Genomic DNA, 21,560 nt, shown 5'->3' with positions numbered 1-21,560 from the left:
CCATGACCACGCTGACCGAACCGGCCCCTGCTCCCGCCGTGCGGCGCAACAGTTTCTGGCGGCATTTCCGCTATGTGCTGGCCAGCAACCCGGTGACAGCCTTCGCCTTCGCGCTGGCCGCGCTGTTCGTACTGGCGGCCTTGTTCGGGCCGGCACTGGTGCCCTATGACCCGCTGGCGACCGACGGGGCGAGCGCGCTGCAGCCACCTTCCTGGAACCACTGGTTCGGCACCGACCATCTGGGCCGCGACGTGTTCTCCCGCGTCGTTGTTGCGACCAGGCTGGATCTGTCGATCTCCGTCGCCGCCGTGGCACTGTCCTTCGTGGCGGGCTCCGCGCTGGGCTCGCTGGCCGGCTATTATGGCGGCTGGACCGACCGCATCGTCGGGCGCTGCCTGGATACCATCATGGCTTTCCCGCTTTTCGTGCTGGCGATGGGCATCGTGGCGGCGGCGGGCAACACCATCGAGAACGTGATCTACGCCACCGCCATCATCAATTTGCCCTTCTATGCCCGGATGGCCCGCGCCGAGGTGAACATCCGCCGCGAGGCCGGCTTCGTGCAGGCCGCCAAGCTGTCGGGCAACAGCGACCTGCGCGTGCTGGCGGTGCATATCTTCCCGAACTCGCTGCCGCCGATGATGGTGCAGATCTCGCTGAACATGGGCTGGGCGATCCTGAACGCCGCCGGCCTGTCCTTCATTGGCCTTGGCGTGCGCCCGCCAACACCGGAATGGGGCATCATGGTTGCCGAGGGCGCCAATTTCATTGTGTCCGGCGAATGGTGGCTGGCGCTGTTCCCCGGTGCCGCCCTGATGCTGGCGGTCTTTACCTTCAACCTGATGGGCGACGGGCTGCGCGACCTCGTCGATCCGCAGCGCCGCACCTGAGGAAGGGTCACGCCATGAACGCCATCCCGCTGCTTGATGTCCGCGACCTGACGGTGGAGTTCGCCACGCGAAACGGCGCGGTGCGCGCCATCGAGCGCATCAGCATCTCTGTCGGTAAGGGCGAGACGCTGGGCATCGTCGGCGAATCCGGCTCCGGCAAGTCGGTCACCTCCTACGCCGTCATGCGCATCCTCGACCGCGCCGGCCGCATCGCCGAGGGCAGTATCACTTTCGGCGGCGTGGCGGTGCATGATGCCCCGGAGAAGGTGATGGCCGAGCTGCGCGGCCGCGAAATGTCGATGGTGTTCCAGAACCCGCGCGCCGCGCTGAACCCGATCCGCACTGTTGGCCGGCAGATCGAGGATGTGCTGATCGAGCATGCGCTGGCGGTGCGCGCGACCGCGAAAAAGGCCGCCATCGAGATGCTGCGCGCGGTGAAGATCGCCAATCCGGAGGAGCGCTACAGCGCCTACCCGTTCGAGCTGTCTGGCGGCATGTGCCAGCGTATCGTCATCGCCATAGCACTCGCCTGCCGGCCGCAGCTGCTGATCGCCGACGAGCCGACCACCGGCCTGGACGTGACCACGCAGAAAACGGTGATGGATCTGATGCGCGAGCTGACGCGCGCGCGCGGCATGTCCACCATCCTGATCACCCACGACCTGGGACTGGCCGCCGCCTATTGCGACCGCATCGTGGTCATGGAGAAAGGCCGGATCGTCGAGGCGGCGCGCACCGCAAGCCTGTTCGACCGGCCCGCCCACGCCTATACACAGCGCCTGCTGCGCGCCACGCCGCGGCTCGATTCGAAGATCCGCGACCTGCTGCCGGAATCCCGACCGGCCCCCGTCGCCGTGCCGCGCGGCAAACCGCTGCTGGAGGTGCGCGACCTGGTGAAGCAGTTCCCGGCGCGCGGCGACAGCCCGGCCTTCCGGGCGGTGGACGGCATCTCCTTCACCGTGCATGAGGGCGAGAGCCTGGGGCTGGTCGGCGAAAGCGGCTGCGGAAAATCCACCACCTCGGCCATGGTGATGCGGCTGCTCGACCCGACCAGCGGCGCCATTCGCTTCGATGGCGCGGATATCGCTGCAATTCCCGCGGCCCGCTTTGCCCGCACGCCGTTGCGCGGCAAGCTGCAGATGGTCTTCCAGGACCCGACCGACAGCCTGAATCCGCGCTGGAGCGCCTTCCGCTCCATCGCCGACCCGCTGTTCCTGCTGGGCGGCATGAAGGGCGCCGACGCCGCCCGCCAGCGCGTCGAGGAGCTGGCCCGGCTGGTCGGCCTCCCGGGCGAGTTGCTGGACCGCTTTCCGCATCAGCTGTCCGGCGGGCAGAAGGCGCGCGTCGGCATCGCGCGGGCCATTGCCCTGAACCCAAAGCTGGTCATCCTGGACGAGCCGACGGCGGCGCTCGATGTCTCGGTGCAGGCGGTGGTGCTGAATTTGCTGGCCGATCTGAAGGTCGAGCTGGGCATCAGCTATCTGTTCATCAGCCACGATCTGAACGTGGTGCGGCTGATCTGCGACCGCGTCATGGTCATGCGCCAGGGCCGCATCGTCGAGGAGGGCGACACCGAAAGCGTGCTGCGCGCGCCGGCCGACGCCTATACCCGTATGCTGCTTGACGCCATCCCCCACCCGCCGGAAATTCACCGGGGGACCAGGCAGGGGGAGGAATTGCCCGCATGATGCAGCAAAAGCGCGCCCTGCTGCGCGCCGGCACCACGGTGGACGAGATGGTGCGCGCGCTGGCCGACGATATCGTGAAGGGGCTGCTGCCGCCCGGCGAAAAGCTGGACGAGCCGGGGCTGGCCGACCGTTTCGGCGTGTCGCGCACACCGGTACGCGAGGCGCTGGGCCAGCTCTGCGCCATGGGGCTGGCAAAGCGCCGGCCCAATCGCGGCTGCGTCGTCGCCACCATCACCGACCAGCAGCTGACCGAGATGTTCGAGGCGATGGCCGAGCTGGAATCGGCCTGCGCCCGGCTGGCCGCGCAGCGCATGAGTGCCGGCGAGCGCCGGGCGCTTTCCGATCTGCACCAGCACTCGGCGGAGTTGGTGCGCGCCAGCGCACAGGAAGAATATGCCGCCTTCAACATGCAGTTCCACGGGCTGATCTATGAGGGCTGCCATTCCGGCTATCTGGCCGATCTGGTGAGTTCCACGCGCAGCCGGCTGGCGCCGTTCCGCCGCGCCCAGTTCCATGTGCTGGGCCGCCTGCACAAAAGCTGGGACGAACATGATGCCATCGTCACCGCCATCCTGCGCGGCGACGCGGAAACCGCCGCCCAGGCCGCCCGCGCGCATGTCATCGTGGTCAGCGCCGCCAGCGCCAGCTTCGTCAGCGCCAGTTTCCTGAGCGACAGGCACCTCTCCCAGCCTCTGGATTCCTCCGATGCGGAAATCGGCCTGAAGGGGGAACCGATCAGGCCGCGAGCCTGCCTGTCCCGGCCGCGCGGATAACCCCGGCAATCTGGACGAGTTCATCCGCAAGCGGGTTGGTCTTGCGCCAGACCATGCCGATCGTCCGGCTGGGCCGGGGCGGTGCCAGGCGGACAACAGAAACCGGCGCCGAGCGCGTCTCGACCGGAACCGCCATCTCGGGGATGAGGGTGACGCCAATCCCGGCACCGACCATCTGTACCAGCGTCGAGAGCGAGTTTCCCTCGATCAGATCGTGCGACGGCGAGACCGATATCTTGCAGAAGGAAATCGCCTGATCGCGGAAGCAGTGCCCCTCCTCCAGCAGCAGCAGCCGCATATCCTGCAGCATCTCGGCGCTGGGCACCGGCTTGCCCGCATCGGCCTGCGGGCGCACCAGGAAGAATTCCTCCTCGAACAACGAAACCGCCGTCAGGGCCGGTTCCGACACCGGCAAGGCCAGGATCGCCGCGTCCAGCCTTCCGTTCATCAACTCGCCGATCAGCCTTTGCGTCGTCGATTCGCGCGGCAGAAGATCCAGCGCCGGATAACGCTGCGTCAGGCTGTTGATGACGGAGGGCAGTAGATAGGGCGCCACCGTCGGGATGACCCCGAGGCGCAGTTGCCCGGTGAACGGCCTGTGCGAGGCGCGGGCGAGATCGCCCAGCTCCTCCACCGCGCGCAGGATGATGCGCGCGCGGGCCGCGAAGCTTTCCCCCAGACCGGTCAGGCGAATCTGCCGCGTGCCCCGCTCCACCAGCGGCGCGCCGACGATCTCCTCCAGCTCCTTCACCTGCAGCGACAGGGCCGGTTGCGAGATGGAGCAGGCCTCGGCGGCGCGGCCGAAATGCCGGTGCTGCGCCAGCGCCTCGAAATAGCGCAGATGTTTCATGGAAATATCAATCATAAGTTTTTCATATCATGTAAATTTGAAAATGCAATTTTATCTTATGAATGAACTCGATCATACTCCAGATGCAAGGAAGCGGCGGACAGCAAGGGCGTCCTTAAGCTGAATGACGAATTTCCCGCAATTCCGCGAACCAAGCGTCGGAGAGAAAAGATGAACGCACCAAGCAAGGGAGCTGCCGGCAAATGCCCGGTGATGCATGGCGGTAATACCGCCACCGGCACCTCGGTCATGTCCTGGTGGCCGAACGCGCTGAACCTCGACATTCTTCACCAGCATGACAGCAAGACCAACCCGATGGGACAGGGCTTCAACTACCGCGAGGAGCTGAAGAAGCTTGATGTCGCGGCGCTGAAGAAGGATTTGCACGCGCTGATGACCGACAGCCAGGATTGGTGGCCGGCCGACTGGGGTCATTATGGCGGGCTGATGATCCGCATGTCCTGGCACGCCGCCGGCTCCTACCGGCTGGCCGATGGCCGCGGTGGCGGCGGCACCGGCAACCAGCGCTTCGCACCGCTGAATTCCTGGCCCGACAATGTGAATCTCGACAAGGCGCGGCGCCTGCTGTGGCCGATCAAGAAGAAGTACGGCAACAAGGTCAGCTGGGCCGACCTGCTCGTGCTCGCCGGCACCATCGCCTATGAGTCGATGGGGCTGAAGACCTTCGGCTTCGGCTTTGGTCGCGAGGATATCTGGCACCCGGAAAAGGACGTCTATTGGGGTGCCGAGAAGGAATGGCTCGCCCCCAGCGATGGCCGCTATGGCAGCGTCGATGATCCGGCGACGATGGAAAACCCACTGGCCGCCGTGCAGATGGGCCTGATCTATGTGAACCCGGAAGGCGTGAACGGCCAGCCGGACCCGCTGAAGACCGCCGCCCAGGTGCGCGAAACCTTCAAGCGCATGGCGATGGATGATGAGGAAACCGTCGCCCTGACCGCCGGCGGCCACACCGTCGGCAAGACCCACGGCAATGGCGATGCGGCGCTGCTCGGCCCCGATCCGGAGTCGGCCAGCGTCGAGGAGCAGGGTCTGGGCTGGAACAACAAGACCAGCCGGGGCATCGGCCGCAACACCGTGACCAGCGGCATCGAGGGCGCCTGGACTACCCACCCGACCCGCTGGGACAATGGCTATTTCCACCTGCTGCTGAACTATGAGTGGGAGCTGAAGAAGAGCCCGGCCGGTGCCTGGCAGTGGCAACCGATCGACATCAAGCCGGAAGACATGCCGGTCGATGTCGAGGATCCCTCGATCCGCTGCATGCCGATCATGACCGATGCCGACATGGCGATGAAGATGGACCCGGCCTATCGGGAAATCTCGGAGCGGTTCTACAAGGATTTCGACGCCTTGTCGGACGCCTTCGCCCGCGCCTGGTTCAAGCTGACCCACCGCGACATGGGTCCGAAGCAGCGCTATTTCGGCCCCGACGTGCCGCAAGAAGACCTGATCTGGCAGGACCCCGTCCCGGTCGGCCCCACCGGCTATGACGTGAAGGCGGTGAAGGCGAAGATCGCGGCCAGCGGCCTGTCGGTCAGCGAGATGGTTACCACCGCCTGGGACAGCGCGCGCACCTATCGAGGTTCCGACATGCGCGGCGGTACCGACGGTGCGCGCATCCGCCTGGCCCCGCAGAAGGATTGGGAAGGCAATGAGCCGGCCCGGCTGAAGAAGGTGCTGGGTGTCCTGGAGGGCATCGCCGCCCAGAGCGGTGCCAGCGTCGCCGACGTGATCGTGCTGGCCGGCAATGTCGGTGTCGAGCAGGCGGCCAAGGCGGCCGGCGTCGCCATCGAGGTGCCGTTCTCGCCGGGCCGTGGCGACGCGACCGACGCGATGACCGACGCCGAATCCTTCGAGCCGCTGGAGCCGATCCATGATGGCTACCGCAACTGGCTGAAGAAGGATTATGCCGTCAGTGCGGAGGAGCTGCTGCTCGACCGCACGCAGCTGATGGGCCTGACCGCCCATGAGATGACGGCGCTGGTCGGCGGCATGCGCGTCATCGGCGCCAACCATGGCGGCAGCAGGCATGGCGTCTTCACCGACCGCGTCGGTGCGCTGACGACCGACTTCTTCACCGTCCTGACCGACATGGCCTATAGCTGGAAGCCGACGGGCAAGAACCTGTACGAGATCGTCGAGCGCAAGACCGGCCAGGCGAAATGGACGGCAACCCGAGTCGATCTGGTGTTCGGCTCGAACGCGGTACTGCGGGCCTATGCCGAAGTCTATGCCCAGGATGACGGCAAGGAGAAGTTCGTGAAGGACTTCGTCGCCGCCTGGACGAAGATGATGAACGCCGGCCGCTTCGACATCGCGTAAGCGGACCAGCCCTGAAAGCCGGTCGCCGCATCCCGCGGCGGCCGGTTTTTCTTTGCGATGTTCACGGAAGAGAATGGTGGGCCCGGCAGGATTCGAACCTGCGACAACGCCGTTATGAGCGGCGGGTTCTAACCGCTGAACTACAGGCCCGTAAGGTGGCAAGCGCCTTGTCCGGCTTTATCCCGCATGGGACGGGCGCCGTCAACCGAGGCGCGTACCGGACACCCGCCAGACGGCCACGCGCCAACAAAGAACCCGCCGGCGGGAAGCGCGGCGGGTTCTTCGATTGCAGCCGGATCAGGATTCTCAGGTATCCAGGAAGCTGCGCAGCTTGCGGCTGCGGCTCGGGTGCTTCAGCTTGCGCAGCGCCTTCGCCTCGATCTGGCGGATACGCTCGCGGGTGACCGAGAATTGCTGGCCGACCTCTTCCAGCGTGTGGTCGGTGTTCATGCCGATGCCGAAGCGCATGCGCAGCACGCGCTCCTCGCGCGGCGTCAGGCTGGACAGCACGCGCGTCGTGGTCTCGCGCAAATTCGCCTGGATCGCCGCATCGACCGGCAGGATCGCGTTCTTGTCCTCGATGAAGTCACCCAGATGGCTGTCTTCCTCGTCGCCAATCGGGGTTTCGAGGGAGATCGGCTCCTTGGCGATCTTCAGCACCTTGCGCACCTTCTCCAGCGGCATGGCCAGCTTCTCTGCCAGCTCCTCCGGCGTCGGCTCGCGGCCGATCTCGTGCAGCATCTGGCGGCTGGTGCGCACCAGCTTGTTGATCGTCTCGATCATATGCACCGGGATGCGGATTGTGCGGGCCTGGTCGGCGATGGAGCGGGTTATCGCCTGCCGGATCCACCAAGTGGCATAGGTCGAGAACTTGTAGCCGCGGCGGTATTCGAACTTATCCACCGCCTTCATCAGGCCGATATTGCCTTCCTGGATCAGGTCCAGGAACTGCAGGCCGCGGTTGGTGTATTTCTTGGCGATGGAGATGACGAGACGCAGGTTGGCCTCGACCATTTCCTTCTTCGCCCGGCTGGCCTCGCGCTCGCCCTTCTGCACGGTCTGCACGATGCGGCGGAACTCGCCGATCGGCAGTGCCGCCTCCGAGGAGATATCGGCGACCAGCTGGCGCAGATGCTGCGCATCCTCGCGCTGGGCGGCCAGGAACTTGTCCCAGGCCTTGGACCGGCCGGCCAGCGAGTCGAGCCAGTTGGGGTCGAGCTCGTTACCGAAATAGGCCTTCAGGAAGTCCGGGCGCTTCACGCCGGCGGTCTCGGCCAGGCGCAGGATGCGGCCTTCCAGCCCGGTCAGGCGGCGATTGAGCTCGTAGATCTGCTCCATCAGCGCTTCGATCCGGCCGTTGTTCAGCCGGATCTTGTTCATCATCTCGACCAGTTCGGAGCGCTGCTGCTCGTACTTGGCCTCGGACTGCTTGGTCAGCGCCTCGCCCTTCTGGATCTTCAGCAGGCGTCGCTCCTGCAGCTTCTGCAGCTTGCCATAGGATTCGGCGATCTGGTCGAGCTGCTCCAGCACGATCGGCTTCAGCTCGGCTTCCATGGCCGAGAGCGACATGGTGTTGTCGTCCTCGTCGCCTTCTTCGCTCTCTTCCGTCTCGCCTTCCGGCTGATTTTCCTTGGCGGCAGCGGGCTCGCCCTCTTCGGCAGCGTCGCCTTCGGTGGCCTCTTCAGCCTCCGGGCCGGCGCCGTAGGTCGCGTCCAGATCGATGATATCGCGCAGCAGGATGCGGCCATCGAGCAGCGCATCGCGCCAGGCCAGGATGGCATCGAAGGTCAGCGGGCTTTCGCAGATGCCGCCGATCATCGCCTCGCGGCCGGCCTCGATGCGCTTGGCGATGGCGATCTCGCCCTCGCGCGACAGCAGCTCGACCGAGCCCATCTCGCGCAGATACATGCGCACCGGATCGTCGGTGCGGCCGATATCGTCGTCGTCGATATTGCCGCCCTTCACGACCTCTTCATCGTCATCGCCGGCGGGGCTGCGCTCTTCGCGCTCTTCCTTGTCCTCGTCGTCAATGACGTTCACGCCCATCTCGGAGAGCTGGGTCATGATGTCTTCGATCTGCTCCGACGACATCTGGTCGGACGGAAGCGCCGCGTTCAGCTCATCATAGGTGATATAGCCGCGCTCCTTACCCTTCTGGATAAGACGCTTCACAGCGGCACCGATATTGTCGATCAGCGGCGCATCATTCTGATCGTCGCGGGAATCGTCCTTATCGTCGGTCGTCGCCGGTTTGGTTGCCATTCGCTACTGCCCTCTCGATAAAACATATGCGGAACGGACACCCCCCAGCATCCGCCGCACCATTCCCACAACTAAGACTGCTGACCGGACCCGCGATCGCCGTTGCGCTGTCTCGCGCTTTCAATGGCAAAAGCCTGATCGTCAAAGGTTGGACCAGTGACGAGCTCCTGCAAGGCTTGCCTCAGCGACTCCATACGCGTCCAGTTTTCCTCGGTCATCTCGTCGGCAAGGGCCGCCTGGGCCTCCACCAACTGCGCCTCAAGTCCGGCTAGCGCGGATGCCCGCGACAGCAATTCCTGAAGCACACTTCGCGCCCTGTCGGCCGAAACCGAGGCGCCTGTAAAACGGGCCGTCTCCTCGACCTCGGGCGACCGCAGCCGCTCCAGGGTCGTGGCATAACCCTGCGCAATTAGGTGGCTCTCGACATGCGGAACGTCAAGGTCGGAAACGCTAGCGGGCACGTGTAGAATCTCCCCCCGCAGCCTGTCAAGCTCGGCATCCTCGAAAGGAAGCATCGAGATGACCTCCGAAAACTCGTCGATCAGCTGCGGGTGATTGATCAGCGCGGCCAGAACAATCTGCTCGGCCCGGCGCGAGCGCAGGGCAAAGGCGAAGCGCCGGCTGCCGGTGCGCTCGATATGTTTTGCCGCCAGATCAGCCTGGGTTTCCGGCTCTTTCCGGCGGGCACGCGGATTGTACTTGCCGCCCGGCCGGTCGCGCCAGCCACGCCGGTAGCCCAGCAGATGGCCGTCCTCATACCCGTCGCCATAGCCCTGGCGATAGCCGCCAAGATCAGCGTCTGAACCGCCTTGGGCCGCTTCACCGTGGGACGCCGGCCCTCTTTGAGCCGGTACCGGCTGCGCCGCCCCGATGCCTGCCAGGGCCGGATAGGCCTCCTCCATCTGCCGCAGCAGGGCGGTGCGATAGAAGCCCTGCACCGTGCGGTCGGCGATCTTCGCCGCATGCTCTTCCAGGGTCTGGCGTAGCAGGGCGAGCTGTTCCGGCGTCTCGCTGTGCAGCTTCGAACGCTCGCTGCGCCACAGCGCCGTGACCAGCGGGGCCGCCTCGTCGATCAGCCGGCGCATGGCGGCTGGGCCTTGCGTGCGGATCAGGCTGTCCGGGTCTTCCTTCGCCGGCAAGGTGACGAAGCGCAGGGAAAAGCCCGGTTTCAGCAGCGGCAGGGCGCGCTCCGCCGCGCGGGCGGCGGCACGCTGTCCGGCGGAATCGCCGTCGAAGCACAGTACCGGCTCCGGCGCCAGCTTCCACAGCTGCAGGATCTGCTCCTCGGTCAGCGCCGTGCCCAGCGGCGCCACCGCATAATCGAACCCGCCCATGGCGAGGCCGATCACATCCATATAGCCCTCGGTCACCAGCACGCTGCCGGCCTTGCCCGCCGCCTCGCGCGCCTGGGCCAGGCCATAGAGCACCCGGCCCTTGTGGAACAGCGGGGTTTCCGGCGAATTCAGATACTTGGGCTGGCCGTCCCCCATGACGCGGCCGCCGAAGCCGATGACCCGGCCGCGCCGGTCGGTGATCGGGAAGATGACGCGATCCCGGAAATAATCGATGGCACCGCGGGCGCGCTCACCCGGCCGGTCGCCGGCCTCCTCGGCCGGCTTGTGCAGCCCGCCCTCAATAATCAGCGATTCCTCGAAGCCTTCGGCGACCAGATGCGCCTTCAGTGCGCTGCGCTCGTTCGGTGCGTAACCAAGGCGGAAGCGCTTCAGCGTCGCCTCGTCGAGACCACGGCCCTTCAGATATTCCATCGCCTGCTTGCCGACCGGCAGGCGCAGATTGCGCTCGTACCAGCGGCAGGCCGCCTCCATCACCTCTTCCAGCGTGCGGCGCTTCTGGTCGCGCGCCCGATCGTCCGGATGCTGGGCCGGCACCTGCAGACCCGCGATCTGGGCCAGCTTCTCGACCGCTTCCGGGAAGCTCAGCGCCTCGGTGTTCATGGCAAAGGTGATGACGTCGCCATGCGCCCCGCAGCCGAAGCAATGGTAGAAGCCCTTGTCGTCATTGACGGTGAAGGAGGGCGTCTTCTCGTTGTGAAACGGGCACAGCCCCTGGAATTCCCGGCCTTTGCGCTGCAGCCGGACACGCTGCCCGACGATCTCGGACACCGCCAGCCGGTCGCGCAATTCGTTCAGGAATTCGGGTGGAAAAGACATCTAATCCCAGCGGTTCGTCACAGCGTTTTGCGGTCGTTGATCGACACCGTGCCAAGATGCGGGCGCTATCATACGCCGATTCGGCCCGCGTGCGAGTCAGTATGCTCGCCAACAGGGCGCGGAAACGTCGAAGCCCCCGGACAGGCCGGGGGCTTCAAGCGAAAAGCAGTCGGACGCGATCAGGCCGTCAGATGGCCGCGCACCATGCCGGACGCCTTGCCGAAATCCATCTGGCCCGGATAATTCTGCTTCAGGAAGGCCATGACCTTGCCCATATCCTTCACACCGGCAGGCTGGACATCGCTGATCGCCTTCTCCACCACTTCGGTCAACTCCGACTCGTCAAGCTGGCGCGGCAGGAATTTCTGGATGATCGTGATCTCGCCGCGTTCCTGCTCGGCAAGCTCGCAGCGGCCGCCACGCTCATACATCTCGATGGAGTCATGGCGCTGTTTCACCATGCTCTGCAGCATCTGCTGGATCTCGACCTCGTCGATACCATCGACATTGCCGCGGCCCCGCGCGCAAATGTCGCGGTCCTTCAGAGCTGCCAGAATGAGCCGTAGGGTGGACACGGCGCGTGCATCACGCGCCTTCATCGCTTCTTTAAGCGATTCGTTAAGTCGTTGGCGAAGCATTAAGTTCCTCGCATTCATTGGCGAAGTCATGCGACGGTAATGCAAAACTGCCTACCGTGCAAATTGATAAAAATTACCAACTCTTTGGTTTTGTTGAGAAAATTTTATTTCTCAACACTTGACGGCGGCACGCGATTTGCTTATCACTCCGGCAATTTGCCCGCCGCTGCCATTCGTGCGCCCGCAACATCCGCGGTGCGCGGGCGCTCGATATAGGATAGGCCCGATGCCAAATCAATATGGTTCCAACGTCCCGCCCCGGCCAGAGGGGGCGACGGCGGCGCTGGTGCTCGCCGACGGGACGGTTTTCTGGGGGTACGGACTGGGTGCCGCCACCACCAAGGTGGGCGAGGTCTGCTTCAACACCTCCCTGACGGGCTATCAGGAGATTCTGACGGACCCGTCTTATGCCGGCCAGATCATCACCTTCACCTTCCCGCATATTGGCAATGTCGGCGCCAATGACGCCGACATCGAGACGATCACCCCGCCGGCACGCGGCCTGGTGCTGCGCGCCGCCATCACCGATCCGTCGAACTACCGCGCCACGCGGCATCTGGACGACTGGCTGAAAAGCCACGACCTGCCGGGCATCAGCGGCATCGACACCCGCAAGCTGACCCGCCGCATCCGCGATGAGGGCGCCCCCAACGGGGCGCTGTGCCACGCCCCCGACGGCAATCTGGATATCGCCGAACTGCACCGGCTGGCCGCCGAATGGCCGGGGCTGGAAGGGATGGACCTCGCCAAGGAAGTGTCCTGCCGCCAGACCTATAAGTGGGAGGAGACCCGCTGGGCCTTCGCGGAAGGCGACCGGCCGGAAGGCTATGGCGCGCTGACCGACGCGAAGAAGAAGGTGGTCGCCATCGATTACGGCGCCAAGCGCAATATCCTGCGCTGCCTGGCCAGTGCCGGCTGCGACGTCACGGTGGTGCCGGCGACAGCCTCCGTCGAGGACATCCTGCAGCACGCGCCGGACGGCGTGTTCCTGGCCAACGGGCCGGGCGACCCGGCGGCGACCGGCACCTACGCCGTGCCGGTGATCCAGGAACTGATCCGGCGCGACATGCCGATCTTCGGCATCTGCCTCGGCCACCAGATGCTGGCGCTGGCGATGGGCGGCAAGACCGGCAAGATGGAGCGCGGCCATCGCGGCGCCAACCATCCGGTGAAGGACAATGAGACCGGCAAGGTGGAGATCACCAGCCAGAATCACGGTTTCGTGGTGCTGCCCGATTCGCTGCCCGACAATGTCGAGGTCACCCATATCTCGCTGTTCGATGGCACGGTCGAGGGGCTGAAGGTGAAGGACAAGCCGGTCTTCTCCGTCCAGCACCATCCGGAGGCCAGCCCCGGCCCCCACGACAGCCATTATCTGTTCACGCGCTTCGTTGATATGATGGATCGGAAGTAAGAATAATGCCGAAACGTACAGATATCTCCTCGATCCTGATCATCGGCGCCGGCCCCATTGTCATCGGACAGGCCTGCGAGTTCGATTATTCCGGCACCCAGGCCTGCAAGGCGCTGAAGGATGAGGGCTACCGCGTCATCCTGGTGAATTCCAACCCGGCGACGATCATGACCGATCCGGGCCTGGCGGACGCCACCTATATCGAGCCGATCACCGCCGGCATCGTCGCCAAGATCATCGACAAGGAGCGCCCGGACGCGCTGCTGCCGACGATGGGCGGCCAGACCGCGCTGAACACGGCGCGCGACCTCGCCAAGGACGGCACGCTGGAGAAATTCGGCGTGGAGCTGATCGGCGCCGATCTGGAGGCCATCGAGATGGCCGAGGACCGCCTGCTGTTCCGCGAGGCGATGGACCGCATCGGCGTGCCCTCGCCGAAGAGCAGCCTGATCAAGTCGATGGAAGGCGCCGACGCGGCGCTGGCCGAGGTTGGCCTGCCGGCGATCATCCGCCCCTCCTTCACGCTGGGCGGCCAGGGCGGCGGCATCGCCTACAACCGCGAGGAATTTGAGCAGATCGTCCAGCAGGGCCTGCGGCTGTCGCCGGTCCATGAGGTGCTGATCGAGGAATCGGTACTGGGCTGGAAGGAGTTCGAGATGGAGGTGGTCCGCGACAAGGCGGACAATTGCATCATCGTCTGCTCCATCGAGAACATCGACCCGATGGGCGTGCATACCGGCGATTCCATCACCGTCGCCCCGGCGCTGACGCTGACCGACAAGGAATATCAGCGCATGCGCGATGCCTCCATCGCCTGCCTGCGCGAGATAGGCGTCGATACCGGCGGCTCCAACGTGCAGTTCGCGGTGAACCCGGAGGATGGCCGTCTGGTCGTCATCGAGATGAACCCGCGCGTCAGCCGCTCCTCCGCACTGGCCTCCAAGGCGACCGGTTTCCCGATCGCCAAGGTCGCGGCCAAGCTGGCCGTCGGCTACACGCTGGACGAGCTGGACAACGACATCACCGGCGTGACGCCGGCCTCCTTCGAGCCGACCATCGACTATGTCGTCACGAAGATGCCGCGCTTCACCTTCGAGAAGTTCCCCGGCTCCGAGGCGATCCTCAGCACCTCCATGAAGTCGGTCGGCGAGGCCATGTCGATCGGCCGCACCTTCCAGGAAAGCCTGCAGAAGGCGCTGCGCTCCATGGAAACCGGCCTGACCGGGCTGAACGAGGTGGATATCCCCGGCATCGAGGGCGACAAGGTGGACCGCGCCACCGTTATCGCCGCCCTCACCAAATCGACCCCGGACCGGCTGCTGCGCACGGCGCAGGCGATGCGTCTCGGCCTGTCGGTGGAAGAGATTTACGATGCCTGTGCCATCGACCCCTGGTTCCTGCGCCAGATCGAGGAGCTGGTGACGGCAGAGGCCGTTATCCGCAAATCCGGCCTGCCCGAGGACAAACAGGGGCTGCACCGGCTGAAGCAGATGGGGTTCTCCGACGCGCGGCTGGCGGAACTCGCCGGCCTGTCGGAGGATGAGGTGGGCGCCCGCCGGCGCATCCTCGACATCCATCCGGTCTATAAGCGCATCGATACCTGCGCCGCCGAATTCGCCAGCCGCACGCCCTATATGTACTCGACCTACGAGGGCAACGGGCTGAAGCCGGCGGAGTGCGAATCCGAGCCGACCGACCGCAAGAAGATCATCATCCTGGGCGGCGGTCCGAACCGCATCGGCCAGGGCATCGAGTTCGACTATTGCTGTGTCCATGCCGCCTTCGCGCTGTCGGAGGCCGGATTCGAGACCATCATGGTCAATTGCAACCCGGAGACCGTCTCCACCGACTACGACACCTCCGACCGGCTGTATTTCGAGCCGCTGACGGCGGAGGATGTCATCGCCCTGGTGCGCCGCGAACAGTCCAACGGCACCGTGCTGGGCGCCATCGTGCAGTTCGGCGGCCAGACCCCGCTGAAACTGGCGGCGGCGCTGGAGGCGGCGAAGATCCCGATCCTCGGCACCTCGCCGGATGCCATCGACCTGGCGGAAGATCGCAAGCGCTTCCAGCAGCTGCTGAAGAAGCTGGGCCTGCGCCAGCCGGCCAACGACACCGCCTTCTCGGCCGAGGAAGCCGAGAAGATCGCGCTGGAGATCGGCTTCCCGGTCGTTATCCGCCCGTCCTATGTGCTGGGCGGCCGGGCGATGGAGATCGTGCATGATGTCAGCCAGCTGCGCCGCTATATGCGCGATGCGGTGAAAGTATCAGGCAAGAACCCGGTGCTGATCGACGATTTCCTCAGCCATGCGACCGAGGTCGATGTCGATGCGCTGGCCGATGGCGAGGATGTCTATATCGCCGGCATCATGGAGCATATCGAGGAGGCCGGCATCCATTCCGGCGACAGCGCCTGCTCGCTGCCGCCGATCACCCTGCCGGTCGATATCATCGAGGAAATCCGCGTGCAGACGCGCCTGCTGGCCCAGGGGCTGCAGGTGGTCGGCCTGATGAACGTGCAGTTCGCCGTGAAGGGACGCGACATCTACATTCTGGAGGTCAATCCGCGCGCCAGCCGCACCGTGCCCTTCGTCGCCAAGGCGACCGGCGTGGCCATCGCCAAGGTTGCCTCGCGCCTCATGGCCGGGGAGAAGCTGGCCACTTTCAAGCTGCCGACCAAGCCGCTGAAGCATGTCGCGGTGAAGGAGGCGGTGTTCCCGTTCGCCCGCTTCCCCGGCGTCGATCTGATCCTCGGGCCGGAGATGAAATCGACCGGCGAGGTGATGGGCATCGACATGGATTTCGGCCTCGCCTTCGCCAAGGCACAGCTTGGCGCCGGCGTGGAGCTGCCGCAATCCGGCACGGTCTTCATCTCGGTGAAGGATGACGACAAGCCGCTGGCCACGACGCTGGCAAAAAAGCTGGTCTCCTTCGGCTTCAAGATCATCGCCACCAGCGGCACCGCCAACCACTTCAAGCAGGAAGGGCTGACGGTCGATCGGGTGAAGAAGGTGCTGGAGGGACGCCCGCACATCGTAGACAACATGCTGAGCGGCCATATCGATCTGGTGTTCAACTCGACCGAGGGCGCGCAGGCCATCGCCGACAGTTTCAGCTTGCGCCGCACCGCGCTGACCCACAATATTCCCTATTATACGACGGTTGAGGGTGCCCGGGCGGCTGTACAGGCCATCGAGGCTTTGCGCTCGGGAAGGATTGAAGTGGCACCGCTGCAATCCTATGTAACCGGATCGTTCTAGGTTCTGGAAGGCTCCGGAACCGGGCGGTGAATATTGACCGCGCGGGCAACATGTTTTTGCTCCGCGCTTTCTTTTGCTTACGGGATGAGGGGACATGGAAAAGATCCCGACGACCGCGGAAGGCTATGAACGTCTTGTGGCGGAACTCAAGACGCTGAAGTCGGTGGAGCGGCCTGCGGTGATCCGTGCGATCGCGGAGGCGCGCGAGCATGGCGACCTGTCCGAGAACGCCGAATACGCCGCCGCGCGCGAACGCCAGAGCTTCATCGAAGGCCGTGTGCTGGAGCTGGAGGACAAGATTTCGCGCGCCGAGATCATCGACCTCTCGAAGCTCTCCAACGACAAGGTGACCTTCGGCACCACGGTGACGCTGGCTGACGAGGATACCGACGAGGAGACCACCTACACGCTGGTCGGTGCCGAGGAAAGCGACGTCGCGGCCGGTCGCCTGTCGATCCAGGCGCCGCTGGCGCGCGCCATCATCGGCAAGGCGGTGGGCGACACCATCGAGGTCACCACCCCGCGCGGCTCGAAATCCTACGAGGTCGTGAAAATAGAGGTGCGCTGAGCCGCATCGTCCGCACTACCAGGGAAAGGCCGCTCCGCGCGGCCTTTTTCGTGACTGTTTCCGGGGCTGTTCAGTGGTCCCTGTGATAGCGGGGTTTGACGCTCCGCTGTGCGTGCCTATTATCCGGTAGGGTTCGCCTTCGCGGACCGGCGGCACCGCCCGCACCTCCAGTCTTTCATCGCCTTCAAGCAAGGGAGCAGTCCAGATGGGTCAGTTCGGGATCGGCCAGCCGATGACGCGCAAGGAAGACCAGCGCTTCATCACCGGGACGGGACGCTATACCGATGACATCCGCCTGCCCGGCGCGGCGCACGGCGTCGTGCTGCGCGCGCCCTTCGCGCATGCGAACTTCAAGATCGGCGATCTGTCCGCCGCGAAAGCCGCCCCCGGCGTGCTGGCGGTCCTGACCGGCGCGGATATCGCGCGCGACGGCATCGGCGACATTCCCTGCCGGGTGCCGATCAAGAACATCGACGGATCCATGAGCGTCCTGCCGCCCTTCCCGATTCTGGCGCAGGACACGGTGCGCCATGTCGGCGACGCGGTCGCCTTCATCGTCGCCGAGACGGTCGAGCAGGCGCAGGACGCGTCCGAACTGATCGAGGTGGATTATGAGGATCTGCCCGCCATCGCCGATACCGGCGGGGCGATGGCGCCCGGTGCGGCGCAGGTCTGGCCGCAGGCAAAGAACAATGTCTGCTTCGACTGGGAAATGGGTGACGGCAAGGCCGCCGAGGCAAACGCCGCCAAGGCGCACCACGTCACCCGCATCCGGCTGGTGAACAACCGGCTGGTGGTGAATTCGATGGAAACCCGGGTGGCACTCGGCACCTATGATCCGGCCCAGGACAGCTACGAGCTGTACACCACCTCGCAGGGCTCGCACACGCTGCGCGGGCTGCTGGCGGAGAACATCTTCAAGGTGGCACCGGAGAAGATCCGCGTCGTCACCCCTGATGTCGGCGGCGGCTTCGGCATGAAGCTGTTCCTGTACCGCGAACATGCGCTGGTGATGTATGCGGCGAAGAAGATCGGCCGCCCGGTGCGCTGGGTCGCCAGCCGCTCCGACGGTTTCGTCAGCGATACGCAGGGCCGAGACCATGTGACCGACGCCGCGCTGGCGATGGATAAGGACGGCAATTTCCTGTCGCTGCAGGTGCATATCACCGCCAATCTCGGCGCCTATCTGTCGAACTTCTCGACCTATGTGCCGACCATGGCCGGCTCCAACATGTATCAGGGCCTGTACAAGACCCCGGCCGTGCATGTGCATGTGCATGGCGTGTTCACCAACACCGTGCCGGTCGATGCCTATCGCGGCGCCGGGCGGCCGGAAGCGGCCTATCTGGTCGAACGGCTGGTCGACAAGGCGGCGCGCGAGATCGGGCTGTCGCCGGACGAAATCCGTCGGCGCAACTTCATCCCGCCGGAGGCAATGCCCTACAGCACCGCGCTGGGCGACGTCTATGACAGCGGCGAATTCACCGCGCATATGGAACTGGCGATGAAGAAGGCCGACTGGGCCGGCATCTCCAGCCGCAAGGCCGAGGCGAAGCAGCGCGGCAAGCTGCGCGGCATCGGCATGTCCACCTATGTCGAGGCCTGCGGCGGCGGCTCCGACGAGACCGCCATCGTCAGCGTGAATGATGATGGCGGCGCCACCGTGCTGATCGGCACCCAGTCGAACGGCCAGGGCCACGAGACCGCCTATGCGCAGATCGTCTCCGAGCATCTGGGCCTGCCGCTGGAGCAGATCACGGTGAAGCAGGGCGACACGGCGGAAATCGCCACCGGCCGCGGCACCGGCGGCTCGCGCTCGGTCCCGGTCGGCGGGGCGGCACTTGATGGCGCCTCCCTGAAGCTGAAGGAGAAGGCGCAGAAGCTGGCCGCCCACCTGCTGGAAGCCGCCGAGGCGGATATCGAGTTCGAGAATGCGGTCTTCACCATCGCCGGCACCGACCGGCGCATGACGCTGGCCGAGGTGGCGAGCGCCGCCAGCGACCCGGCGAAGCTGCCCGAGGGCATGGAGCCGGGGCTGAAGATCGAGAATGCCTGGAAGCCGCCGGCAGCCACCTTCCCGAACGGCACGCATATCTGCGAGCTGGATATCGACCGCGATACCGGTGTCGTGGAAATCCTGAAATACGCGGTGATGGATGATTTCGGGAAGATCATCAATCCGCTGCTGCTGGCCGGCCAGGTGCATGGCGGCGTCGCCCAGGGCATCGGCCAGGCGCTGTACGAGCACACCGTCTATGACAGCGATACCGGGCAGCTCATCACCGGCTCCTTCATGGATTACTGCATGCCGCGCGCCGACCAGGTGCCGTTCGTCGATTTCGACATGCACAATGTGCCCTGCACCACCAATGCGCTGGGCATCAAGGGCTGTGGCGAAGCGGGCGCCATCGGTGCGCCGCCGGCGGTCATCAATGCGCTGGTCGATGCCCTGCAGGAGTATGGCGTCGATCACATCGACATGCCGGCGACGGCACAGGTGATCTGGCAGAAAATCCAGGCCGGCACTGTCAGGGCTGCGGCGTGAGCGAGCCTGACCTCGCCGCCCTGCTGGAGCCGGTCAAGCAGATCACCCGCGACGCCGGGGCCGTGATCCTGGACTTCTACCGCGAGGGGTTCGCTGTCGAGGGCAAGGCAGACGGCTCCCCGGTCACCGCCGCCGACCGCGCGGCGGATGATCTGATCGTCGCGCGGCTGCAGGCGCTTGCCCCGGATATTCCCGTGGTTTCCGAGGAATCGCATGCCGACGGCGCGCGGCCGGATGTCTCCGGCGGGCGTTTCTGGCTGGTCGATCCGCTGGACGGCACCAAGGAGTTCGTGAACCGCAATGGCGAATTCACCGTCAATATCGGGCTGATCGACAAGGGCGTGCCGGTGCTGGGGGTGATCCTGGTACCGGTCACCGGGCGGCTCTACTGGGGTGCCGCCGGCCTTGGCGCCGGTGTCGAGAATGGTGCTGCACCGACGCCGATCCGCGCGCGGAAAGCCCCGGCGGACGGGCTGACGGTCGCCGCCAGCCGCTCCCATAGAAATCCGGCGCTCGAAGCCTATCTTGCTACCGTTCGGATGAAGGACCAGAAGGTTGCCGGCAGTTCACTGAAATTCTGCCTGGTGGCCGAAGGCGAGGCCGACCTCTATCCCCGCACCGGCCCGACATCGGAATGGGACACGGCGGCCGGCCACGCCATCGTGCTGGCGGCAGGCGGTCATGTCGAGATGATGGACGGCACGCCGCTGGCCTATGGCAAGCCGAACTTCCTGAACCCCGAATTCGTCGTGCGGGGTCAAATCTAGGATCACGGCATACAGATGAGCGAGGCAATCGCCGGCCAGCCCGGCATACCCAGCACACTCGACCGCGCCTACGCCTTCCTCAGCGGCGACGATGCCGCTGACCGCAGCTGTGCCGCGATCCCGGACAGCGCCTGTACGGCGCTGCCACAGAATTATCTGCTGAATGTCGCGAACGGCGCCTGCACCAAGCTGGCCGAACAGCTGGCCAGTCCTGGCCTTGTGCTGCCCTGGGTGATCGGCGCGCTGGGCGCACCGGCCTTCCTGGTCGGCCTGCTGCAGCCGGTGAAGCAGGCAGGGTCGCTGCTGCCGCAGCTGGCCGTTGCCGGTTCGATCCGCCGGCTGGCAAGGCGCAAATGGGCCTGGGTCATGGCCGGCGCTACCCAGGCGGCCTGCCTGATGCTGATGATTCCGGCGGCCCTGCTGTTGCCGCCGCTGGCCGCCGGCATCGCCATCATTGCGCTGCTGGCGTTGTTCTCGATGGCCAGCGGCGTCGGCTCCGTCGCCTTTCAGGACGTGACCGGCAAGACCGTGCCGAAAGGCCGGCGCGGCCGTATGCTGGCCAACCGCGCCGCCATCGGCGGGGCGCTGACGCTGGCCGCCGGCATCGGCCTGCGCTGGGGGCTGGAGGGCGAGTCCGAAAGCCTGTTCCCCTATCTGCTGCTGATCGCGGCGGCAGCCATCCTGTGGGCATTGGGCGCGCTCTGCTTCGCCGCCATCGCGGAAGAGAAAGGGGCCCGCGAAGGCGGCGTGACGCCGCTCGATTCCTTCCGCGACGGAATGGCGCTGATGCGCGATGTGCCTGGCTTCCGCAAATTCCTGCTCGCCCGCAACCTGCTGCTGTCGGTCGAACTGTCGATGCCGATCTATGCGCTGCATGCCCAGCGCAGCGTCGGCGAAGGGCTGGGCGGGCTCGGGCTGTTCGTCATCGCGGTCGGCATCGCCGCCATTCTCTCCAGCCCGTTCTGGGGCCTGTTCGCCGACCGGTCCAGCCGCCTCGTCATGGCACTGAGCGGGCTGGTCGCGGGCTTCGCCGCGCTGCTGGCGCTGATGCTGGCGCATCTGGGTGACGGCTTCCAGACGCCGGCCGCCTATGCGCTGGTCTTCGTCATCATCGGTATCGCCGAGGCCGGCGTCCGGCTGGGCCGCAAGACCTATCTGGTGGATGGCGCGCCAGCCGACCAGAAAGGCCTCTATGCTGCCTTCAGCAATACCGTGACCGGCGTGCTGACGGTGATCGCCGGCGCGGCCAGCGCCACCGTGCTGGCGCTGCTGGGCATCGAGGCCGCGATCCTGCTGCTGGGTACACTCGGCATCTTGTCCGCGCTGGCCTGCGCCCGCATGCCGGAAGCCGACAGGATGGCCGTAACCGCAGGCTAGATCACAGCGGC

The 21,560-nt window shown here is 65.5% G+C and carries 14 protein-coding genes and 1 tRNA gene; 10 read left to right on the top strand and 5 right to left on the bottom strand.

Annotated elements, in window-relative coordinates:
• Positions 1–2 precede the first annotated feature (2 nt).
• The 3 genes from BKM74_RS10410 to BKM74_RS10400 are packed head-to-tail and all read left to right on the top strand — an operon-like array spanning position 3 to position 3,351.
• Positions 3–890, top strand: a complete 888-nt coding sequence (locus BKM74_RS10410; RefSeq protein WP_086465651.1) for an ABC transporter permease — start codon at positions 3–5, stop codon at positions 888–890.
• 14 nt (positions 891–904) lie between these two features.
• A complete protein-coding gene (locus tag BKM74_RS10405) occupies positions 905–2,578 on the top strand; it encodes a dipeptide ABC transporter ATP-binding protein (RefSeq protein WP_086465650.1) in 1,674 nt (557 codons plus the stop codon).
• Positions 2,575–3,351, top strand: a complete 777-nt coding sequence (locus BKM74_RS10400; RefSeq protein WP_245825903.1) for a GntR family transcriptional regulator — start codon at positions 2,575–2,577, stop codon at positions 3,349–3,351. The genes BKM74_RS10405 and BKM74_RS10400 overlap by 4 nt, the downstream gene beginning before the upstream one ends.
• Here BKM74_RS10400 and BKM74_RS10395 read toward each other — a convergent pair.
• Positions 3,314–4,216: a hydrogen peroxide-inducible genes activator gene (locus BKM74_RS10395; protein ID WP_086465649.1), complete on the bottom strand. Its 903-nt coding sequence runs from the start codon at positions 4,214–4,216 to the stop codon at positions 3,314–3,316. The genes BKM74_RS10400 and BKM74_RS10395 overlap by 38 nt on opposite strands.
• Before the next feature lie 156 nt (positions 4,217–4,372).
• Between BKM74_RS10395 and katG the strand changes: the two genes are divergently transcribed.
• The gene (gene katG / locus BKM74_RS10390; RefSeq protein ID WP_086465648.1) at positions 4,373–6,547 is read left to right on the top strand and encodes a catalase/peroxidase HPI; all 2,175 of its coding nucleotides are present in this window, start codon (positions 4,373–4,375) and stop codon (positions 6,545–6,547) included.
• Between the two features lie 74 nt (positions 6,548–6,621).
• Here katG and BKM74_RS10385 read toward each other — a convergent pair.
• The 4 genes from BKM74_RS10385 to BKM74_RS10370 all read right to left on the bottom strand — a co-directional run bounded on the left by BKM74_RS10385 (position 6,622) and on the right by BKM74_RS10370 (position 11,618).
• Positions 6,622–6,697: transfer RNA gene (locus BKM74_RS10385), tRNA-Ile, on the bottom strand.
• Positions 6,698–6,853: 156 nt separating this feature from the next.
• Positions 6,854–8,809, bottom strand: coding sequence for an RNA polymerase sigma factor RpoD (gene rpoD, locus BKM74_RS10380; RefSeq protein ID WP_086465647.1), 1,956 nt, complete (start codon positions 8,807–8,809; stop codon positions 6,854–6,856).
• Between the two features lie 71 nt (positions 8,810–8,880).
• Positions 8,881–10,980 carry a DNA primase gene (gene dnaG, locus BKM74_RS10375; RefSeq protein ID WP_086465646.1) on the bottom strand — a complete coding sequence of 700 codons (2,100 nt, stop codon included), beginning with the start codon at positions 10,978–10,980 and terminating at the stop codon, positions 8,881–8,883.
• 179 nt (positions 10,981–11,159) lie between these two features.
• Entirely contained in the window at positions 11,160–11,618 is a 459-nt protein-coding gene (locus tag BKM74_RS10370) for a GatB/YqeY domain-containing protein (protein ID WP_086465645.1), read from the bottom strand.
• Positions 11,619–11,844: 226 nt separating this feature from the next.
• On the opposite strand from BKM74_RS10370, the gene carA reads away from it, so the two are divergent.
• The 6 genes from carA to BKM74_RS10340 all read left to right on the top strand — a co-directional run bounded on the left by carA (position 11,845) and on the right by BKM74_RS10340 (position 21,549).
• Positions 11,845–13,032 carry a glutamine-hydrolyzing carbamoyl-phosphate synthase small subunit gene (gene carA / locus BKM74_RS10365; RefSeq protein WP_086465644.1) on the top strand — a complete coding sequence of 396 codons (1,188 nt, stop codon included), beginning with the start codon at positions 11,845–11,847 and terminating at the stop codon, positions 13,030–13,032.
• Between the two features lie 5 nt (positions 13,033–13,037).
• Positions 13,038–16,292: a carbamoyl-phosphate synthase large subunit gene (gene carB / locus BKM74_RS10360; RefSeq protein WP_086465643.1), complete on the top strand. Its 3,255-nt coding sequence runs from the start codon at positions 13,038–13,040 to the stop codon at positions 16,290–16,292.
• Positions 16,293–16,386: 94 nt separating this feature from the next.
• On the top strand, positions 16,387–16,860 hold the full coding sequence (greA, locus tag BKM74_RS10355) for a transcription elongation factor GreA (protein ID WP_086465642.1): 474 nt from the start codon (positions 16,387–16,389) through the stop codon (positions 16,858–16,860).
• Between the two features lie 205 nt (positions 16,861–17,065).
• The gene (locus BKM74_RS10350) at positions 17,066–19,405 is read left to right on the top strand and encodes a xanthine dehydrogenase family protein molybdopterin-binding subunit (RefSeq protein ID WP_086465641.1); all 2,340 of its coding nucleotides are present in this window, start codon (positions 17,066–17,068) and stop codon (positions 19,403–19,405) included.
• Positions 19,402–20,172 (top strand): 3'(2'),5'-bisphosphate nucleotidase CysQ, encoded by a 771-nt coding sequence (gene cysQ / locus BKM74_RS10345; RefSeq protein WP_086465640.1) that lies wholly within the window; start codon positions 19,402–19,404, stop codon positions 20,170–20,172. The genes BKM74_RS10350 and cysQ overlap by 4 nt, the downstream gene beginning before the upstream one ends.
• 15 nt (positions 20,173–20,187) lie before the next feature.
• Entirely contained in the window at positions 20,188–21,549 is a 1,362-nt protein-coding gene (locus BKM74_RS10340) for an MFS transporter (RefSeq protein ID WP_086465639.1), read from the top strand.
• Positions 21,550–21,560: the final 11 nt, after the last annotated feature.

It is taken from the genome of Oceanibaculum nanhaiense (assembly GCF_002148795.1).
Lineage (GTDB): Bacteria > Pseudomonadota > Alphaproteobacteria > Oceanibaculales > Oceanibaculaceae > Oceanibaculum > Oceanibaculum nanhaiense.
Note: the sequence above shows the minus strand (reverse complement) of the source record. Positions and strands in the feature narration are given on the sequence as shown.

What these genes read in the sequence shown, in the direction of transcription:
- carB (WP_086465643.1), top strand. Translation starts at nt 13,038, where the DNA reads ATGCCGAAACGTACAGATATCTCCTCGATCCTGATCATCGGCGCCGGC.
- BKM74_RS10370 (WP_086465645.1), bottom strand. Translation starts at nt 11,618, where the DNA reads ATGCTTCGCCAACGACTTAACGAATCGCTTAAAGAAGCGATGAAGGCG.
- rpoD (WP_086465647.1), bottom strand. Translation starts at nt 8,809, where the DNA reads ATGGCAACCAAACCGGCGACGACCGACGATAAGGACGATTCCCGCGAC.
- dnaG (WP_086465646.1), bottom strand. Translation starts at nt 10,980, where the DNA reads ATGTCTTTTCCACCCGAATTCCTGAACGAATTGCGCGACCGGCTGGCG.
- greA (WP_086465642.1), top strand. Translation starts at nt 16,387, where the DNA reads ATGGAAAAGATCCCGACGACCGCGGAAGGCTATGAACGTCTTGTGGCG.
- carA (WP_086465644.1), top strand. Translation starts at nt 11,845, where the DNA reads ATGCCAAATCAATATGGTTCCAACGTCCCGCCCCGGCCAGAGGGGGCG.
- BKM74_RS10405 (WP_086465650.1), top strand. Translation starts at nt 905, where the DNA reads ATGAACGCCATCCCGCTGCTTGATGTCCGCGACCTGACGGTGGAGTTC.
- BKM74_RS10350 (WP_086465641.1), top strand. Translation starts at nt 17,066, where the DNA reads ATGGGTCAGTTCGGGATCGGCCAGCCGATGACGCGCAAGGAAGACCAG.
- BKM74_RS10340 (WP_086465639.1), top strand. Translation starts at nt 20,188, where the DNA reads ATGAGCGAGGCAATCGCCGGCCAGCCCGGCATACCCAGCACACTCGAC.
- BKM74_RS10400 (WP_245825903.1), top strand. Translation starts at nt 2,575, where the DNA reads ATGATGCAGCAAAAGCGCGCCCTGCTGCGCGCCGGCACCACGGTGGAC.
- katG (WP_086465648.1), top strand. Translation starts at nt 4,373, where the DNA reads ATGAACGCACCAAGCAAGGGAGCTGCCGGCAAATGCCCGGTGATGCAT.
- BKM74_RS10410 (WP_086465651.1), top strand. Translation starts at nt 3, where the DNA reads ATGACCACGCTGACCGAACCGGCCCCTGCTCCCGCCGTGCGGCGCAAC.
- BKM74_RS10395 (WP_086465649.1), bottom strand. Translation starts at nt 4,216, where the DNA reads ATGATTGATATTTCCATGAAACATCTGCGCTATTTCGAGGCGCTGGCG.